Genomic DNA, 14,603 nt, shown 5'->3' on the forward strand with positions numbered 1-14,603 from the left:
TCAGACGAGGTCGACCAGATCGGCGATGGAGTCGACGACCTCGGACGGGCGGAACGGGTAGCGGTCGACGTCGACCGGCTGGGTGACCCCGCTGAGCACCAGGAAGGTGCGCATCCCGGCCTCCAGGCCGGCGAGGACGTCGGTGTCCATGCGGTCGCCGATCATCGCGGAGGTCTCGGAGTGGGCGCCGATCGCGTTCAGCCCCGCCCGCATCATCAGCGGGTTCGGCTTGCCGACGAAGTACGGCTTCTTGCCGGTGGCGGCGGTGATCAGGGCGGCGACGGAGCCGGTGGCGGGCAGGTCGCCCTCGGTGGACGGGCCGACGTTGTCGGGGTTGGTGGCGATGAACCGGGCGCCGTCGTTGATCAGGCGGACGGCCTTGGTCAGGGCCTCGAAGGAGTACGTGCGGGTCTCGCCGAGGATCACGAAGTCGGGCTCGTGGTCGGTGAGGATGTAGCCGATGTCGTGCAGCGCGGTGGTCAGGCCCGCCTCGCCGATCACGTAGGCGCTGCCGCCGGGTCGCTGGTCGTCCAGGAACTGGGCGGTGGCCAGGGCGGAGGTCCAGATGTTGTCGACCGGCACGTCCAGGCCCATGCGGCGCAGCCGGGCGTGCAGGTCGCGCGCGGTGTAGATGGAGTTGTTGGTGAGCACCAGGAAGGGCCGCCCGGAGTCGCGCAGCTTCTTCAGGAAGGCGTCGGCGCCGGGGATCGGGACGCCCTCGTGGATCAGGACACCGTCCATGTCGGTCAGCCACGACTCGATGGGCTTGCGGTCTGCCATGTGCTTGCGTCTCCTGGCGTACGTACGGGCGGGGGTCGCCGGAACCACGGCGTACCGACGCCCCCAGCCTAATCAGCCCCGTGCGATTCGGACCCCGCCGATCACCGGCTACCGCGCACGGCGCGACACGGCCGACGGCTCATGTCCCGGTCGCCGAGGAGCACCTGCCCGGAGACGGGCCGTACGAACCCGGTGACCGCCCGCGGCGCGGTGGTCTTGCCGGAGCCGGACGGCCCGAGCCGCGCCATGGCCTCGCCCGGCCCGACGGTCGGGTCGAGCGCGTCCGGGACGACGTTCCCGTCGTGGGCGACGGCGACGGAGTCGAAGCGGATGCCCGTCTCACCCATCCCCGGCGAGCGGCGCGGGCCGGGCCGCGAGCAGGGCGGGCAGGTCGGCGACGGAGTCCAGGACGTGGGTGGCGCCGGCGGCGCGGAACGCGTCGTCCCCGTGCGCCCCGGTGCGCACGCCCGCGACCAGCCCGGCGCCCGCCCGGACGCCGCTGAGCACGTCGTACGAGGTGTCGCCGACGACGGCGACCTGCCGTACGTCGGCCGCGGCCTTCGTCCGGACGAACGCCTCCAGGACCATGTCCGGGTAGGGCCGCCCGCGCCCGCCGGCGTCGGCCGGGCACAGGGTGAGCGGTACGAGGCCGCGCCAGCCCAGGGCGTCCAGGAGGGCGTCCTGGGTGACCCGGGCGAAGCCGGTGGTCAGGACGACGGTGCGGCCGCTGCCGGCCAGCTCCTCGATGGCCTCGCGGGCCCCGGGGACGGGGGCGGTCAGGCCCTCCTCGACGAGTTCGCCGTACGCCTTCTCGAAGGTGGCGTTGGCCCGCCGGGCGCGGTCCTCGTCGCCGAACAGGTGCCGGAAGACGGAGATCTTCGACTCGCCCATGGTGGCGCGGACGTAGGAGAGGTGCCCGGCGTGCTCGGCCGAGCCGGGCTCGACGCCGAGTTCGGCGGCGGCCGCGGCGAAGGCGCGCTCGACGAGGCCGCCGTCGGCGACGGTGGTGCCGGCCATGTCGAGGACGACGAGGCGGATGTCGCGGGTGTCCGTGGTCAACTTCCTCACCAGCCCAGTTCGTTCGCGGTGGTCTCGGCTATCGCGGGCGAGCACGTCATGCCGCGCCCGCCGGGCCCGGTGACCAGCCACACCCCCTCGCGCACCTGCTGCCGGTGCACGACCCGGCCGGGTTCGGCGCACTGCGCGTACACCCCGGCCCAGCGGCGCCGGACCCGCGGCAGGGGCCGGCCGAGCAGGGACTCGACGACGCCGGTGAGGTGCTCGTAGGGCTCCTCGACGGTGTCGAAGGCGAAGGGGTGCTCGTACTCGTGGGTGTCGCCGATGGTCAGGCCGCCGTCGGCGCGCTGCACCATGAGCAGTTGCATGCGGTGGGCGGCGGCGGTCTCGGCCTGCGGCTGCCGGACGTTCAGCTCGTCGAGCGCCGCGGAGGCGTAGGCCGGGTAGTAGCGGAAGCTGTCGGCGTCCGCGACCGAGGTGGTCAGGGCTTCGCCGAGCGGGTCGGTCTGCATCATCTGCAGGCGGACGCGGCGCACGGGCAGGTCGGGGCCGGCCAGCTCGCGGACCAGGCCGCCGAGCCAGGCGCCGGTGCACAGGACGACCGCGTCGGCGTGGTGCACCTCCCCGTGGTCGTCGCGGACCGTCGCGGCACCGGTGACCTCCCGCACCTCGCGGCCCGGCAGGAACGTGTAGCCCGGGTGCCTCAGCAGCTCCTCGCGCAGGGCGAGCTGGGCGGTGCGCGGCTCGACCGCCGCGTCCCGCTCGCAGTGCAGGGCGGCGGTGAACTCGCCGCGCAGGGCGGGGTTGAGCGCGCGGGCCTCGCCCGGGGTGAGCAGCCCGTACCCGCGTGCGGCGGCGTCCGGGCGGGCCACGGCGGCCTCGGCGACGGCGAGTTCGAGGGGGCCGCGGACGGGGGTCAGGGAGCCGATGGCCCGGAAGCCCAGCGCCGGGACGCGCGCGCCGATCTCCTCCCACAGCTCCCGTGCCCGCAGGGCCGCTTCCAGTTCTTCTCCACCGGCGCGGCCGCTGACCCAGATCTGCCCGAAGTTGCGCAGCGAGGCGCCGCGCGCCTCGGTCTCGCGCTCGATCTGGACGACCTGGTGGCCCCGCTCCAGTGCTTGCCAGGCGTGCATGGTGCCCACCACGCCGGCTCCGACGACCGTCACTCTCACGGCGGCAACGCTCCTCTCGATCAGAAGACCGGAGACATCCGGCTCACCACGAGAGCGTGACCCACCCGTCACGTTTGGGCTAGACCCGTTATCTTCTCGTTATGCAACCGGAGGCGGGAGTGCGGGTGAGGATGCCGAGGGCCGGGGGTGCGGTGCGGTGCTCTCAGCCCCTGAGGTGGGCCGTGAAGGAGAACCGGTCGCCCCGGTAGAGGGAGCGGACCCGCTCCAGCGGCCGCCCTGCGGTGTCCCGGGAGACCCGGTGGATCAGCAGCATGGGCAGGGCCGGCGGGGTGCCGATGAGCAGGGCCTCCCGGGGCGTGGCGAGCACGGTCTCGACGCGCTCGTCGGCGTCCCCGAAGGCGATGCCCTGGTCCCGCAGGTAGGCGTAGAAGGAGGAGTCGGGGTCGAAGTCGGCGTCCAGGCGCGGCACCCGGGCGACGGCGACGTACGTGCTCTCCAGGCCGACCCGCTCGTCGTCGGCGAGCAGCACGCGCTCCAGGTGCCAGACGGGCTCGCCCCGGGTGAGCCCGGTCTCGGCGGCGAGGGGCTCCGGGCACGGGAAGCGGTCGAGGGTGACGAGCGTACGACCGGGGGTACGGCCCTGCCGGCGCACTCCTTCGGTGTAGCTGGCCAGGGAGAGCGGCTGGGCCAGCTTGGGCCCGGCGACGACGGTCCCCCGCCCCTGCCGCCTGAGCCGCCCCTCCAGCACCAGCTCCCGCACGGCCTGCCGCACGGTCTCCCGCGCCACGTCGTACCGCTCGGCGAGGTCCCGCTCGGTGGGGATGACCCCGCCTTCCCCCAGCTCCTCCAGCAGCCCGGCGATGCGCGCCTTGACCGCGTAGTACTTCGGAACACGCCCGTGCTCCGGAATGCCGGAGCGGACGGGGGCGCCGGGGGCCTGGTCGTTCGGGTAGTCCACGGGGGGATCGTCGCAGACCGGGGAGGGCGGGTGGAGGGCGGCCCGCGGTCGGGGACGGGCGCGGGCGTGGGGGGCGGCGCGGGGGCCTGGAGGGCACACGTGGGGGCGGCGTGGGGGCGTGGATGGCACACGTGACCGCGGCCCGGCGGGCGCCTCGCACGGCGCCCTCCCCCCGGCCCCCAGCCCCCAACCCCCGGCTCCCGGCTCCCGGCCGCAGCCCGCGCCTCAGCGACGGCGGCGGGCCAGCAGGAAGGCTCCTCCGCCGACGGCCAGCAGTACGGTGGTGGCCGCCAGCACCCCGCGGGCGAGACCCGGTCCGGTGCGGGCCAGTTCGCGGGCCCGCTCCCCGGCCTCCTCGGCCTCCTCGGCGACCGGCAGGGACGTGCCGTCCGGGTCGGCGGCGCCCGGGGTGGCCGACGGGGCTCCGGTCGGGCTTGCGCTCGTACCGCCCGGGGTCTCGGCGCCGCCCGGGGTCTCGGTGCCGCCCGGGTCCTCCGTCCCCCTCGGCTCCCGCGTGCCGTCCGGCGTCCCCGTGCCCTCCGGGTTCCCCGGCTCCCGTGTCGCGTCGGGGTCCTGCTCCTCCGTACCGCCGCCGTCCCGCCCGACTCCGAAGCGGTAGGCGTTGGACTCCCCCACCCAGTCTCCGTCGTCGCCCCGGCGCTGGACGACGGCGGCGTTGGCGGTGACCTCGTCGGCCCCGGCGTCGGAGGCGAGGGCGAGCCGGACCTTGACGCTGACCGTCTTGCCGGGCGCCACGGTGAACCCGTCGAACCCCTCGCCGTCGAGCACACCGACCAGTTCCTGCTCGTCGGTGTCCTCGAAGGTGACGGGCAGGGCGCGGGCGCCGTCGTAGAAGTCCAGCTCGGCCTGGGACGGCTTCAGGGCGCGCTTGTCGTCGGTGAGGACGACGACCGGGTGGATGTTGGCGCAGGCCCGGCCGGTCGTGTTGGTCAGGTCGATGTACCAGGTGCCGTAGCCACCGCCCGCCTCGTAGGACGTGGGCCCGCCGTGGACGCGGGTGGTCAGCGGGAACGCACGGTCGCCGGGCGCCGCGCAGGAGGGGGTCGAGTCCGCGTACGCGGCCTGCGACGACACCGGGACGAGAAGGGCGGCTGCGGCAAGGCAGAGGGACAGGGACGAGCACAGTCGCATAAACACATGACCATCCCGGCTGAGGGCGGGCTAGCGCGGCCGCCACTCCGTGCACGCGGACAAGCCCGCCCGATCGGCCGATCACCTCCGCCTGGGCGGCGGCGCGCCGGGGCGCCCGCCGTCGGCCACCCGCCGCTCTCCGCCCGCCTACGGCCGTCGGCTCAGGATCCGCAGAGCCGCCGGGCGTGCGCGGCCCACATGTCGCGCTCGGCTTCGGCGACCGCGAGCGCCTGCCGCTGGGAGACGTCCGGGTGCCCGCCGCCCGCGATGATCCGCAGCAACTGGTGCCGCATGAGGTCGTACTCCCGCTCCGCCCGCCCGGCGGCGGCCAACGCCCTGCCGCAGGCGTCCCGGACAGGAGCGGACACGGCGCCCGTGCCTGCCGGTGAGAGGGAGAGTGAGAGGGGTACGACCCTTGCACTGGAGGAAGATGGCGGCGCCGCCCGGGGCACCGGAGCAGGCGCGGCGTGAGCCGTCGGGGCGAGCACGACCAGGACCGCGGTCGCCGCCGCGGCGACGGCCGGACGCAGGTATCTCATGGGAACCTCCGGATCACCGATACGGCGGATGACCGGAACGGGGCAGGGCGGGGACGGGGGCGCGGGCGGGACCGGCCGGTTCAGGACGTGAGCAGGACCCGCCGGCCGCCGTCGTTCACGTCCAGGCACTCCTGGTACGGATCGGGATCGCCGCGCCGTTCCCGGCAGGCCCAGGTCGCCCCGTCCGTGTGGACGTCGACGGGCGCTCCGCCCGCGCGCTGCCACACCCGGGTGTAGGCGGCCGCCACCCCGAGCGCCGCGCCACAGGACACGTCCGTTCCTGCCGACACGCCGAGCCCGGTGGTCCGGTCCACGCCGCAGAACCGCACGGCACGCGCGGCCTCCTGCGGAGCGGTCCCGTCCGCAGCGGCCGCCGCGGGCACGGCCCACGACAGGCCCAGCACGACGGCACCCACCAGTCCCGCAGCGGCGTTCACCTTGTTCGAGCGCACTCCGCGACCTCCTCGGAGACGGTCACGAGCGCCGGCCCCACTCCAGCCCCGGCGCCCTCACTGGATGACTTCCTCACCGGACGCCGGTCGAACCGTAACAAAGGGGGCACAAAGCACAACAGAGCGCACACCACGACAGCGCGCACGCCCCCGGGCACCCACCTCGGCCGAAAGCTCCGCGAGCAGAACCGACCGCCCCCGGCCGGAGCCTCACGCGTCCGACCGCCCGAACAGGGGAGCGAGCAGCAGTTGCGCCGCACCCTCCGCCACGAGCCGTTCCCCGCCGGGAGCCACCCGTACCGGCACCGTCCCGCCCGGCACCCCCTCACGACGGGCCCGTGCGTCGAGCACGTCCGCGACACCACGGACGTAGGCGTCCGGCGCCGCCGCCACGGTGCGCCCGCCGAGCAGCACGAGGTCGATGTCCAGCAGCCCCACCAGGTTCCCGGCGCCGACCCCCAGCACCCGCGCCGCCTCGCCGACCTCGCCGCGGCCCACGGCCGACAGGCACAGCACCTCCACGCACCCCCGGTTCCCGCACCCGCACGCGGGCCCGTCGAGCTGGAGCACCTGGTGCCCGAACTCCCCGGCCCCGGTCCGCGCGCCCCGGTGCACGTGGCCGCCGATGACCAGGCCGGCTCCGAGCCCCGTACCGAGGTGCAGGTACGCGAAGGAGCCGCCCTCGCCGGCGACCGAAAGGCCCAGCGCGGCCGCGTTGGTGTCCTTGTCCACCACGACCGGCACCCCCAGCCGCCCGGTCAGCGCGTCCCGCAGGGCGAACCCCTCCCACTCGGGGAACCCGGTGACGCGGTGCAGCACTCCGCGCGTGTGGTCGAGCGGCCCGGGCAGCGCGACGCCGACGCCGAGCAGCGAGCCCGCGGTGGCGAGCCCGTCGCCCCCCAGGACCTCGGCCACCAGCTCCTCCACCGCGCCGGCCAGGACGCCCAGCACGGCCTCGGCGCCCGCCCCGAGGTCCAGCGGGCCGCGCCGCTGCCCGACCACGGTCCCGTCGAGGTCCACCAGCACGGCCCGCAGCTCGTCCCGGTCCAGGTGCACCCCGACCGCGTGCCCGGCCTCCGGGACCAGGCGCAGCACGGTGCGCGGCTTGCCCCCGGTGGACGCCCGCCGCCCGGCCTCGGCGGCGAACCCCTCGTCCCGCAGCCGTGCGGTGATCTTGCTGACCGCCTGCGGGGTCAGCCCGGTCCGCTCGGCCAGCTCGAGGCGGCTGATGCCCGGGGCACCGGCCGTCCGCAGCAGGTCCAGTACCAGCGCGGCGTTGTGACTGCGCACCGCGACCAGGTTCGCCCCGACCGGCCCACCGCTTCTCGTCCTGTTCACGCCACCCATTCTCCCCTCCGCTTGCACTTTGGCAACAGCGTTGCGAAAGTAGGGCGCATGACTGGTACCCCCCTCCGCGTCGGCCTGATCGGTTACGGACTGGCCGGCTCCGTCTTCCACGCCCCGCTGATCGCCGCCACCGAGGGCCTCGCCCTGGACACCGTGGTGACCTCGAACCCCGAGCGGCAGGAGCAGGCTCGCGCCGAGTTCCCGGACGTGCGCGTCGCCGGCACCCCCGAGGAGCTGTTCGACCGCGCCGACGCGCTGGACCTGATCGTCATCGCCTCCCCGAACAAGACGCACGTCCCGCTCGCCACCACCGCCCTGAAGGCGGGCCTGCCGGTGGTCGTGGACAAGCCGGTGGCGGGCACGGCGGCGGAGGCGCGCGAGCTGGCCGCCCTCGCCGAGGAGCGCGGCCTGCTCCTGTCGGTCTTCCAGAACCGCCGCTGGGACAACGACTTCCTGACCCTGCGCAAGCTGGTCGAGGACGGCGCGCTGGGCGAGGTGTGGCGCTTCGAGTCCCGCTTCGAGCGCTGGCGCCCGCAGCCCAAGGGCGGCTGGCGCGAGTCCGGCGACCCGGCGGAGATCGGCGGTCTGCTCTACGACCTCGGCAGCCACGTCGTCGACCAGGCCCTGGTGCTGTTCGGCCCGGTCACCGAGGTGTACGCCGAGGCGGTCGTGCGCCGGGCCGGCGCCGAGACCGACGACGACACCTTCATCGCCCTCACCCACGCGAGCGGCGTCCGCTCCCACCTGTACGTCTCCTCCACCACCGCCCAGCTCGGCCCCCGCTTCCGGGTGCTGGGCTCCCGTGCGGGCTATGTGAAGCACGGCCTCGACCCGCAGGAGGCGGCGCTGCGCGAAGGACTGCGGCCGGGCCCGGCCTGGGGCGCGGAGCCCGAGGCGCTGTGGGGCCGGATCGGTGCCGGGCAGTCCCCGCTGACCGGCGGCGGCGACCCCGTGCCGACGCTCCGCGGCGACTACCCCGCGTACTACGCGGCCGTGGCCGCCGCCCTGGCCGGCGACGGCCCCAACCCGGTGACCGCCCTGGAGGCGGCCTCGGCCCTCGACGTGCTGGAGGCGGCCCGCCGGTCCGCCCACGAGAAGGTGACGGTGACCCTCTGATGCACCACCCGCAGATCACCCCCCGGTTCGCGCCCGAGATCACCCCTAGCGTGGAGGAACTGGAGGAGCAGGAACGCCGGCTGGTCTTCGACCGGTTCACCCACGACGACGCCTGGGCCCTCGGCTCCCTCCTGGTGGAGCTGGCCCGCGAGCGCCGGGCCCCGGTGGCCGTCGACATCCACCGCGGTGGGCAGCAGCTGTTCCACGCCGCCCTGCCCGGCTCCACCCCGGACAACGACGCCTGGATCAGCCGCAAGCGCCGGGTGGTGGAGCGCTACGGCGCCTCCTCCTACCTGGTGGGCGCCCGCTTCCGCGCCAAGGGCACGACGTTCGAGGAGTCCTCCCGGCTGGACCCCGACACCTATGCGGCGCACGGCGGCTGCTTCCCGGTCCGGGTCGAGGACGCGGGCGTCATCGGCACGGTGACGGTCTCCGGCCTGCCCCAGCTCCAGGACCACCGGTTCGTCGTGGAGGCGCTGGAGCGATTCCTCGGCAAGTAGGGCCCGCGCGCGGCGTCCGAAGGATTACCGCGCGGCTCCCTCCGGTTGGCACCGGTGTGCACGACCATCACGACGGCATCACACCCACCCGGAGGGAAGGGACCCGATGAGCGAGTCGACGGACAGCGCCCGCACCGTCAAGGAGTCGATCGGCCGGTACGGCGTCTGGAACGTGGGCCTCAGGGAGGAGGACCCGGCCCGGCGCGGCGACATCGCCGAGGCCGCCGCGGAACTGGAGCAACTCGGCTACGGGACCGCCTGGCTGGGCGGCAGCAGCGCGCCCCGGCACGCCGCGCCACTGCTGGAGGCGACGTCACGGCTCGTCGTCGGTACGAGCATCCAGAGCATCTGGCAGTACGAGGCCGAGGAGAGCGCGGCCGGTTTCGCCGAGCTGGAGTCGGCCCACCCGGGCCGCTTCCTGCTCGGCCTGGGCGTGAGCCACGCCAAGCTGGCGGACCAGTACCGGCGCCCGTACTCCGCCCTGGTCGGCTACCTCGACGCGCTGGACACGGCCGGGGTCCCGGCCGGACGCCGGGTGCTCGCGGCCCTGGGCCCGAAGACCCTGGAGCTCTCCCGCGACCGGTCGGCGGGCGCCATCCCCTACCTCGTCACCCCCGAGCACACCGCGCGGGCCCGCGAGATCCTGGGCGAGACCCCGCTGCTGGCACCGGAGTTCGCGGTCGTCCTGGAGACCGACCCGGGCACCGCCCGCGCCCTGGCCCGCGAGCACCTGTCGATGTACCTGGCCCTCCCGAACTACACCAACAGCTTCCGCCGCCTCGGCTACACCGACGACGACCTGGCCGACGGCGGCAGCGACCGCCTGGTGGACGCCCTGTACGCCTGGGGCGACGAATCCCGCATCCACACCCGCCTCACCGCCTTCCACGAGGCGGGCGCGGACCATGTGGCGATCCAGGTCGTGGACGGCGGCTCGCGGGAGAGCCTGCCGCGCGAGGCGTGGCGGAGGCTGGCGCCGCTGCTGGGCTGAGAAGCGGCGGAGGCGCCGGGAACCGCTCGGCCGCGCGGCGATCGCCGCGCGGCAGACGGCAGACGGCAGACGGCAGACGGCAGACGGCAGACGGCAGACGGCAGACGGCAGACGGCAGACGGCCGTTAGCGGTCCCCGGCGCTTCGGCGGCGTTACCGGTGCTACCGGCGGCACTCCCTACGCCCCGGGCGGCACTCCCTGCGCCCCCGGCGGCGCGCTGCCGGCGCTCCATCGCGGAGCGCTAGGCGTCCTTCAGTTCCTGTCGCTGGCGGCCCAGGCCCTCGACCTCCAGTTCCACCACGTCGCCGGCCCGCAGGTACGGCTTGGGGTCGGGGTGGCCCATGGCGACCCCGGCGGGCGTGCCGGTGTTGATGACGTCGCCGGGGTAGAGGGTCATGAAGTGGCTGACGTAGCGCACCACTTCACCCACGGGGAAGATCTGCTCCGCGGTCGTCCCGTCCTGCCTCAGCTCGCCGTTGACCCACAGCCGCAGCGAGAGCCGTTGCGGGTCGGGGACCTCGTCGGCCGTCACCAGCCAGGGGCCCAGCGGGTTGAACGTCTCGCAGTTCTTCCCCTTGTCCCAGGTGCCGCCGCGCTCGATCTGGAACTCCCGCTCGGACACGTCGTGCGCCACCGCGTACCCGGCGACGTGCGCGAGCCCTTCCTCGGCCGACTCCAGGTAGCGGGCCGTACGCCCGACGACGACGGCCAGCTCCACCTCCCAGTCCGTCTTGGTGGACCCGCGCGGCACCAGCACGGTGTCGTTCGGTCCGACGACCGTGTCCGCGGCCTTGAAGAAGATCACGGGCTCGGCGGGCGGCTCGGCTCCGGTCTCCCGCGCGTGGTCGTGGTAGTTGAGCCCGATGCACACCACCTTGCCGATCCGGCCGACCGGGGGCCCGACGCGCAGCCCCGCCGCGTCCAGCGCGGGCAGCTCGCCGGCCTCGGCCGCCGCCCGTACCCGGCCCAGCGCGGCGGCGTCGGCGAGCAGCACCCCGTCGATGTCGTCCACGAGTACCGACAGGTCCCTGAGCGTTCCGTCGGCGTCGAGCAACGCGGGGCGCTCCGCCCCGGCGGGACCGACTCGCAGCAGCTTCATGGTCACAATCTCCCTCGATCGCGGACGCCCGGCCGATGGGTGCAGCCAACGGAGCGGACTTGGTCGATCCTCCAATCCGGCCGTCCACTCCGCAATACCGTGTTCACGTACTGGACTGCCCTCCCGCTCCCGGCCCGCGGCCCGGCGGTGCGCCACCGGGCGGCCCGCACCCCCACCCGTGAAGCGCGGCACGCTCCTCAGCGGTACAGGGCGGCCCGCTCCACCGCGCTCCACGTGGTGCTCGTGACGACGTACAGCGCCGCCGCGAGCGGCACCACCGCGACGGTGACGAGCGTGAAGAACGACGTGAACGGCATGAGCCGGTTGACCGCGCCGAGGCCCGGCACCCGTTCCCCGTCGGCCGTCGCGAGCGGGGACGGGTTCTTCGCCGTCATCAGCCGGGTGCGCCGGTAGTTGAAGGCGGCGACCACGGCGACGAGGGCGAACAGCGCGAGGTAGACGAGCCCGGCGGTCCCGAACACCCCGCCGTCGGCGAGGGCGTCGGCCCAGCGTCCGCCGAGCGGCGCGGTGAACAGCCGGTGGGACAGCAGCCCGCCGGCCGAGGAGCTGGAGAAGAGGTGGTAGAGGAGGAAGAAGGCGGGCATCTGGAGCAGGCTGGGCAGGCAGCCGGAGAGCGGCGAGACCCGTTCCTCGGTGTGCAGTTCGAGGACCGCCCGCTGGAGCCGCCCGGGGTCGTCGGCGTGCTTCTCGCGCAGCTCCGCGATCCTCGGCTGCAGCGCGGCCCGGGCGCGCTGCCCGCGGGCGGCGGCCCGGGAGAGCGGATGGACGAGGAGCCGTACCAGCGCGGTGAACAGGACGATCGCGGCGGCGGCCGCGGAGGCGTGGAAAAGCGGCTGGAGCAGGTCGGCGAGCTGATCGACCAGGCGCGCGAAAACGGACATGGGTGGACCCCTTCGTGACGGGTGCGTCGTGCCGGTGTGCGGGGCCCGCCGGCTCAGGGGAGACGGCAGGGCAGGGCGGCAGGACGACCCGCGCGGGGTCACGTTCGGCGGATCACGCTCCGGTGATCATGCGGATGAGCATGTCGGGAAGGCCGCGTGTCTGTACGTGCAGCTGTACCTGCACCTGGACCGGCCGGTGCCCCGCGCGCGGGTCGTCGCGGGGGCGTGTCCGGGTGCCCGGGGCCGGCGGCGCCCCGGGGCGTCGGGGTCGCGCTGCGGCAGGAAGGCCGTACGCCGGGCCCGGTCGCGTATCGCCGTACGGACCCGGGTGGGCGGGACGGTGGGCGCGGAGCGGGCGGCGAGCAGGACGCAGGCGGCGAACGCGGACCCGGCGGCGGCGGTCGCGGCGAGCGCGACGGCGGTGGAGAGACTGCCGGTGTCGAGGAGCGCGGCTTGGAGCAGGAGCAGGCTCACCAGGACCAGCAGCGAGGCGGCGGGACGCGCGACGGCGGAACGACCGCGGACCATGACCTCCCCCTCCCGTGGACCTGCGTGACTTACCTGCCTTGCGCGACCTGTTGCGCGGGATCGACGTGCAGGGGCTCCATGAGCCGCTTGGGCTTGAGCAGCGCCCTGCTGACCGGATCCGCCGGGTCGGGATCGAGTCCCGGCCCCGGCACCATGAGGACGTCCGCGGGGGGCACGAAGGTTCCACAGGCGGGACATTCGCCGTACGGACCGAGTTCGGTGCCGCACCGGGCGTGCTGGAAGGCCCGCAACTGGTTTTCCTGGAAGTGCTCGCGGCCCCACAGCCCCAGCGCCCGCAGCGCGGGCCACAGTGCGGCACCGCGCTCGGTGACGACGTACTCGTCGCGCGGCGGTGCCTCCTGGTAGCGCCGCTTCTCCAGGACCCCCTCCTCGGTCAGCGCCTTCAGCCGGGCCGAGAGGACGGCACGCGGGATGCCGAGGTGGACGAGGAAGTCGTTGTAGCGCCGGACGCCGAAGAGCGCGTCCCGGACGACGAGGAGCGTCCACCGCTCCCCGACGACCTCGAGCGCGCGGGCGATCGAGCATTCCTGCGTCGCGTAGTCCTTGCCCAGTGCCATGCCGTCCACTGTAGCCATTTTCCGCTATGGGTTCAATCAACGAACCTAGGGTGCTACGGTCGGACCATGCCCAAGTTCAGTGAAAGAACTCAGGTCAGAACTCCTCCTCGGCAGCAGGTGGCCGTGCAGGAGAGGAGGGGGAGCCGCCCCGCGCCCCCGCACCCGCGCGCCACGCTCGCCGTCACCAGCGCGGCCACCGCCGTGACCCTGATGACGTACACCGCCCCCGTGGTCACGCTCCCGGACACCGCGGCCGCGCTGCACACCTCGCCCTCCGCCCAGGCCTGGCTGCTGAACGGCACCCCGCTGGGCCTGGCCGCCCTGCTCCTGGTGGCCGGCAGCCTGGCCGACGACTACGGCCGCCGCCGCGTCTTCCTCGCCGGCACCCTCGCCCTCGGCCTCACCACGGCCCTCGGCGGCCTGACGACCTCGACCTTCCTGTTCACCCTCGCCCGTGTCGCCCAGGGCGCGGCGAGCGCCGCGATCCTCGCGAGCAGCCTGGGCCTGCTGGTCACGGCCTTCCCGAGCGCGCGCGGCCGACTGCACGCCACCGGCGTGTGGGGCGCCTTCGTCAGCGCGGGCATCGCGGCGGGCCCGCTGGTCAGCGGGGCGTTCCCGTCCTGGCGGCTGGCGTACGGCGCCCTCGGCGCGGCGGCGCTGCTGACGGCGGCCGTCGGCACCCGCGCCCTGTCCGAGTCCCGGGCCCCACGCGGCGGCCGCCCCGACATCCTCGGCGCCCTGACCTTCGGCACGGCCCTGGTCTCCCTGGTCGCCGCCCTCACCCTCGGCCGCGACGGCTGGCTGCGCGCACCGGTGGGCCTGCTGTTCGCGGCCACGGTGGTCCTGCTCGCCCTGTTCACGGTCGTGGAGCGCCGGACTTCCACCCCCATGATCGACCTCTCCCTCCTGCGCCGGCCCGGCTTCCTCGCCTCCTCGGCGGGCGGCCTGTTCACGGGCCTGACGGTGATCGGCCTCTTCAGCTACCTCCCCGCCCTGCTCCAGCGGACCGAGCGCCTGTCCGCGATGAACACCGCCTGGCTGTTCCTCCTCTGGTCGGGCCTGTCCTTCGTCGTCGCCCTGCAGGCCAAGCGGCTGGCGGGCCGGGTGGCGCCCCGCCGGCAGATGGCGGCGGGCTTCCTGCTGCACGCGGCGGGCGCGCTGACGATGCTGGGCGCGATCGGCGCGGGCTCGTGGACACGGATGCTGCCCGGCCTGGTCCTCGGCGGTGTGGGCAGCGGCCTGCTGAACGCGGCGCTGCCGCTGGTGGCGGTGGACTCGGTACCGGCCGAGCGTGCCGCGATGGGCTCCGGCGCCCAGCAGACGTTCCGCTACATCGGCTCCTGCGCCGGCGTCGCCCTCACCATCGCCCTCGTCACCTCGTCGGGCGGCGGCCCGGCCCACGGCGCGAACGTGGCGATGACGGTCTCGGCGGTACTGGCCGTGCTCGGCGCGGCGGTGGTGGGACTGCTGCGGGAGCGGGCGTGAGGACGGGTCCGGGCCTGAGGACGGGT

General features: G+C 74.7%; 16 protein-coding genes and 1 pseudogene. 4 read left to right on the forward strand and 13 right to left on the reverse strand.

Annotated elements, in window-relative coordinates; genetic code table 11:
• The 9 genes from B446_RS14930 to B446_RS14965 form a co-directional block, all read right to left on the reverse strand.
• Positions 1-780, reverse strand: coding sequence for an HAD-IIA family hydrolase (locus tag B446_RS14930; RefSeq protein WP_020940278.1), 780 nt, complete (start codon positions 778-780; stop codon positions 1-3).
• Positions 781-881: 101 nt separating this feature from the next.
• Complete coding sequence (locus B446_RS14935; RefSeq protein WP_020940279.1) at positions 882-1,127, reverse strand: ATP-binding cassette domain-containing protein; 246 nt, start codon at positions 1,125-1,127, stop codon at positions 882-884.
• Positions 1,120-1,839, reverse strand: coding sequence for a phosphonatase-like hydrolase (locus B446_RS14940; protein ID WP_020940280.1), 720 nt, complete (start codon positions 1,837-1,839; stop codon positions 1,120-1,122). Before B446_RS14940 ends, B446_RS14935 begins: the two co-directional genes overlap by 8 nt.
• 5 nt (positions 1,840-1,844) lie before the next feature.
• Positions 1,845-2,969 (reverse strand): TIGR03364 family FAD-dependent oxidoreductase, encoded by a 1,125-nt coding sequence (locus B446_RS14945; RefSeq protein WP_043475633.1) that lies wholly within the window; start codon positions 2,967-2,969, stop codon positions 1,845-1,847.
• A 163-nt stretch (positions 2,970-3,132) separates the two neighbouring features.
• Positions 3,133-3,888 (reverse strand): GntR family transcriptional regulator, encoded by a 756-nt coding sequence (locus tag B446_RS14950; protein ID WP_020940282.1) that lies wholly within the window; start codon positions 3,886-3,888, stop codon positions 3,133-3,135.
• A gap of 225 nt (positions 3,889-4,113) precedes the next feature.
• A complete protein-coding gene (locus B446_RS14955) occupies positions 4,114-4,983 on the reverse strand; it encodes a hypothetical protein (protein ID WP_020940283.1) in 870 nt (289 codons plus the stop codon).
• A gap of 218 nt (positions 4,984-5,201) precedes the next feature.
• Positions 5,202-5,408: a hypothetical protein gene (locus tag B446_RS38985; RefSeq protein WP_020940284.1), complete on the reverse strand. Its 207-nt coding sequence runs from the start codon at positions 5,406-5,408 to the stop codon at positions 5,202-5,204.
• 251 nt (positions 5,409-5,659) lie between these two features.
• Positions 5,660-6,031, reverse strand: coding sequence for a hypothetical protein (locus tag B446_RS14960; protein WP_020940285.1), 372 nt, complete (start codon positions 6,029-6,031; stop codon positions 5,660-5,662).
• A 210-nt stretch (positions 6,032-6,241) separates the two neighbouring features.
• The gene (locus B446_RS14965) at positions 6,242-7,378 is read right to left on the reverse strand and encodes an ROK family transcriptional regulator (protein WP_020940286.1); all 1,137 of its coding nucleotides are present in this window, start codon (positions 7,376-7,378) and stop codon (positions 6,242-6,244) included.
• 48 nt (positions 7,379-7,426) lie between these two features.
• On the opposite strand from B446_RS14965, the gene B446_RS14970 reads away from it, so the two are divergent.
• From B446_RS14970 to B446_RS14980, 3 genes are all read left to right on the forward strand, one after another.
• Positions 7,427-8,494 carry a Gfo/Idh/MocA family oxidoreductase gene (locus B446_RS14970; RefSeq protein ID WP_020940287.1) on the forward strand — a complete coding sequence of 356 codons (1,068 nt, stop codon included), beginning with the start codon at positions 7,427-7,429 and terminating at the stop codon, positions 8,492-8,494.
• Complete coding sequence (locus B446_RS14975) at positions 8,494-8,994, forward strand: heme-degrading domain-containing protein (RefSeq protein WP_020940288.1); 501 nt, start codon at positions 8,494-8,496, stop codon at positions 8,992-8,994. Before B446_RS14970 ends, B446_RS14975 begins: the two co-directional genes overlap by 1 nt.
• A 106-nt stretch (positions 8,995-9,100) precedes the next feature.
• The gene (locus B446_RS14980) at positions 9,101-9,985 is read left to right on the forward strand and encodes an LLM class F420-dependent oxidoreductase (RefSeq protein WP_020940289.1); all 885 of its coding nucleotides are present in this window, start codon (positions 9,101-9,103) and stop codon (positions 9,983-9,985) included.
• A gap of 241 nt (positions 9,986-10,226) precedes the next feature.
• Here the strand turns inward: B446_RS14980 and B446_RS14985 are convergent, their stop codons facing one another.
• The 4 genes and pseudogenes from B446_RS14985 to B446_RS15000 all read right to left on the reverse strand — a co-directional run bounded on the left by B446_RS14985 (position 10,227) and on the right by B446_RS15000 (position 13,092).
• On the reverse strand, positions 10,227-11,084 hold the full coding sequence (locus B446_RS14985) for a fumarylacetoacetate hydrolase family protein (protein ID WP_020940290.1): 858 nt from the start codon (positions 11,082-11,084) through the stop codon (positions 10,227-10,229).
• Between the two features lie 197 nt (positions 11,085-11,281).
• Positions 11,282-11,986, reverse strand: coding sequence for a YidC/Oxa1 family membrane protein insertase (locus B446_RS14990; RefSeq protein ID WP_020940291.1), 705 nt, complete (start codon positions 11,984-11,986; stop codon positions 11,282-11,284).
• 204 nt (positions 11,987-12,190) lie between these two features.
• Positions 12,191-12,514 (reverse strand): annotated as a pseudogene (locus B446_RS14995) (DUF6412 domain-containing protein); the annotation flags it as partial.
• Between the two features lie 29 nt (positions 12,515-12,543).
• A complete protein-coding gene (locus B446_RS15000) occupies positions 12,544-13,092 on the reverse strand; it encodes a winged helix-turn-helix transcriptional regulator (RefSeq protein WP_193384462.1) in 549 nt (182 codons plus the stop codon).
• Between the two features lie 66 nt (positions 13,093-13,158).
• Between B446_RS15000 and B446_RS15005 the strand changes: the two genes are divergently transcribed.
• A complete protein-coding gene (locus B446_RS15005; RefSeq protein ID WP_043475639.1) occupies positions 13,159-14,577 on the forward strand; it encodes an MFS transporter in 1,419 nt (472 codons plus the stop codon).
• Positions 14,578-14,603 lie beyond the last annotated feature (26 nt).

The organism is Streptomyces collinus Tu 365 (genome assembly GCF_000444875.1).
Taxonomy (GTDB): domain Bacteria; phylum Actinomycetota; class Actinomycetes; order Streptomycetales; family Streptomycetaceae; genus Streptomyces; species Streptomyces collinus_A.

Coding starts and splice junctions, on each gene's coding strand:
- B446_RS15000 (WP_193384462.1), bottom strand. CDS start 13,092: ATGGCACTGGGCAAGGACTACGCGACGCAGGAATGCTCGATCGCCCGC.
- B446_RS14965 (WP_020940286.1), bottom strand. CDS start 7,378: ATGGGTGGCGTGAACAGGACGAGAAGCGGTGGGCCGGTCGGGGCGAAC.
- B446_RS14970 (WP_020940287.1), top strand. CDS start 7,427: ATGACTGGTACCCCCCTCCGCGTCGGCCTGATCGGTTACGGACTGGCC.
- B446_RS14975 (WP_020940288.1), top strand. CDS start 8,494: ATGCACCACCCGCAGATCACCCCCCGGTTCGCGCCCGAGATCACCCCT.
- B446_RS15005 (WP_043475639.1), top strand. CDS start 13,159: ATGCCCAAGTTCAGTGAAAGAACTCAGGTCAGAACTCCTCCTCGGCAG.
- B446_RS14980 (WP_020940289.1), top strand. CDS start 9,101: ATGAGCGAGTCGACGGACAGCGCCCGCACCGTCAAGGAGTCGATCGGC.
- B446_RS14935 (WP_020940279.1), bottom strand. CDS start 1,127: ATGGGTGAGACGGGCATCCGCTTCGACTCCGTCGCCGTCGCCCACGAC.
- B446_RS14990 (WP_020940291.1), bottom strand. CDS start 11,986: ATGTCCGTTTTCGCGCGCCTGGTCGATCAGCTCGCCGACCTGCTCCAG.
- B446_RS14930 (WP_020940278.1), bottom strand. CDS start 780: ATGGCAGACCGCAAGCCCATCGAGTCGTGGCTGACCGACATGGACGGT.
- B446_RS14985 (WP_020940290.1), bottom strand. CDS start 11,084: ATGAAGCTGCTGCGAGTCGGTCCCGCCGGGGCGGAGCGCCCCGCGTTG.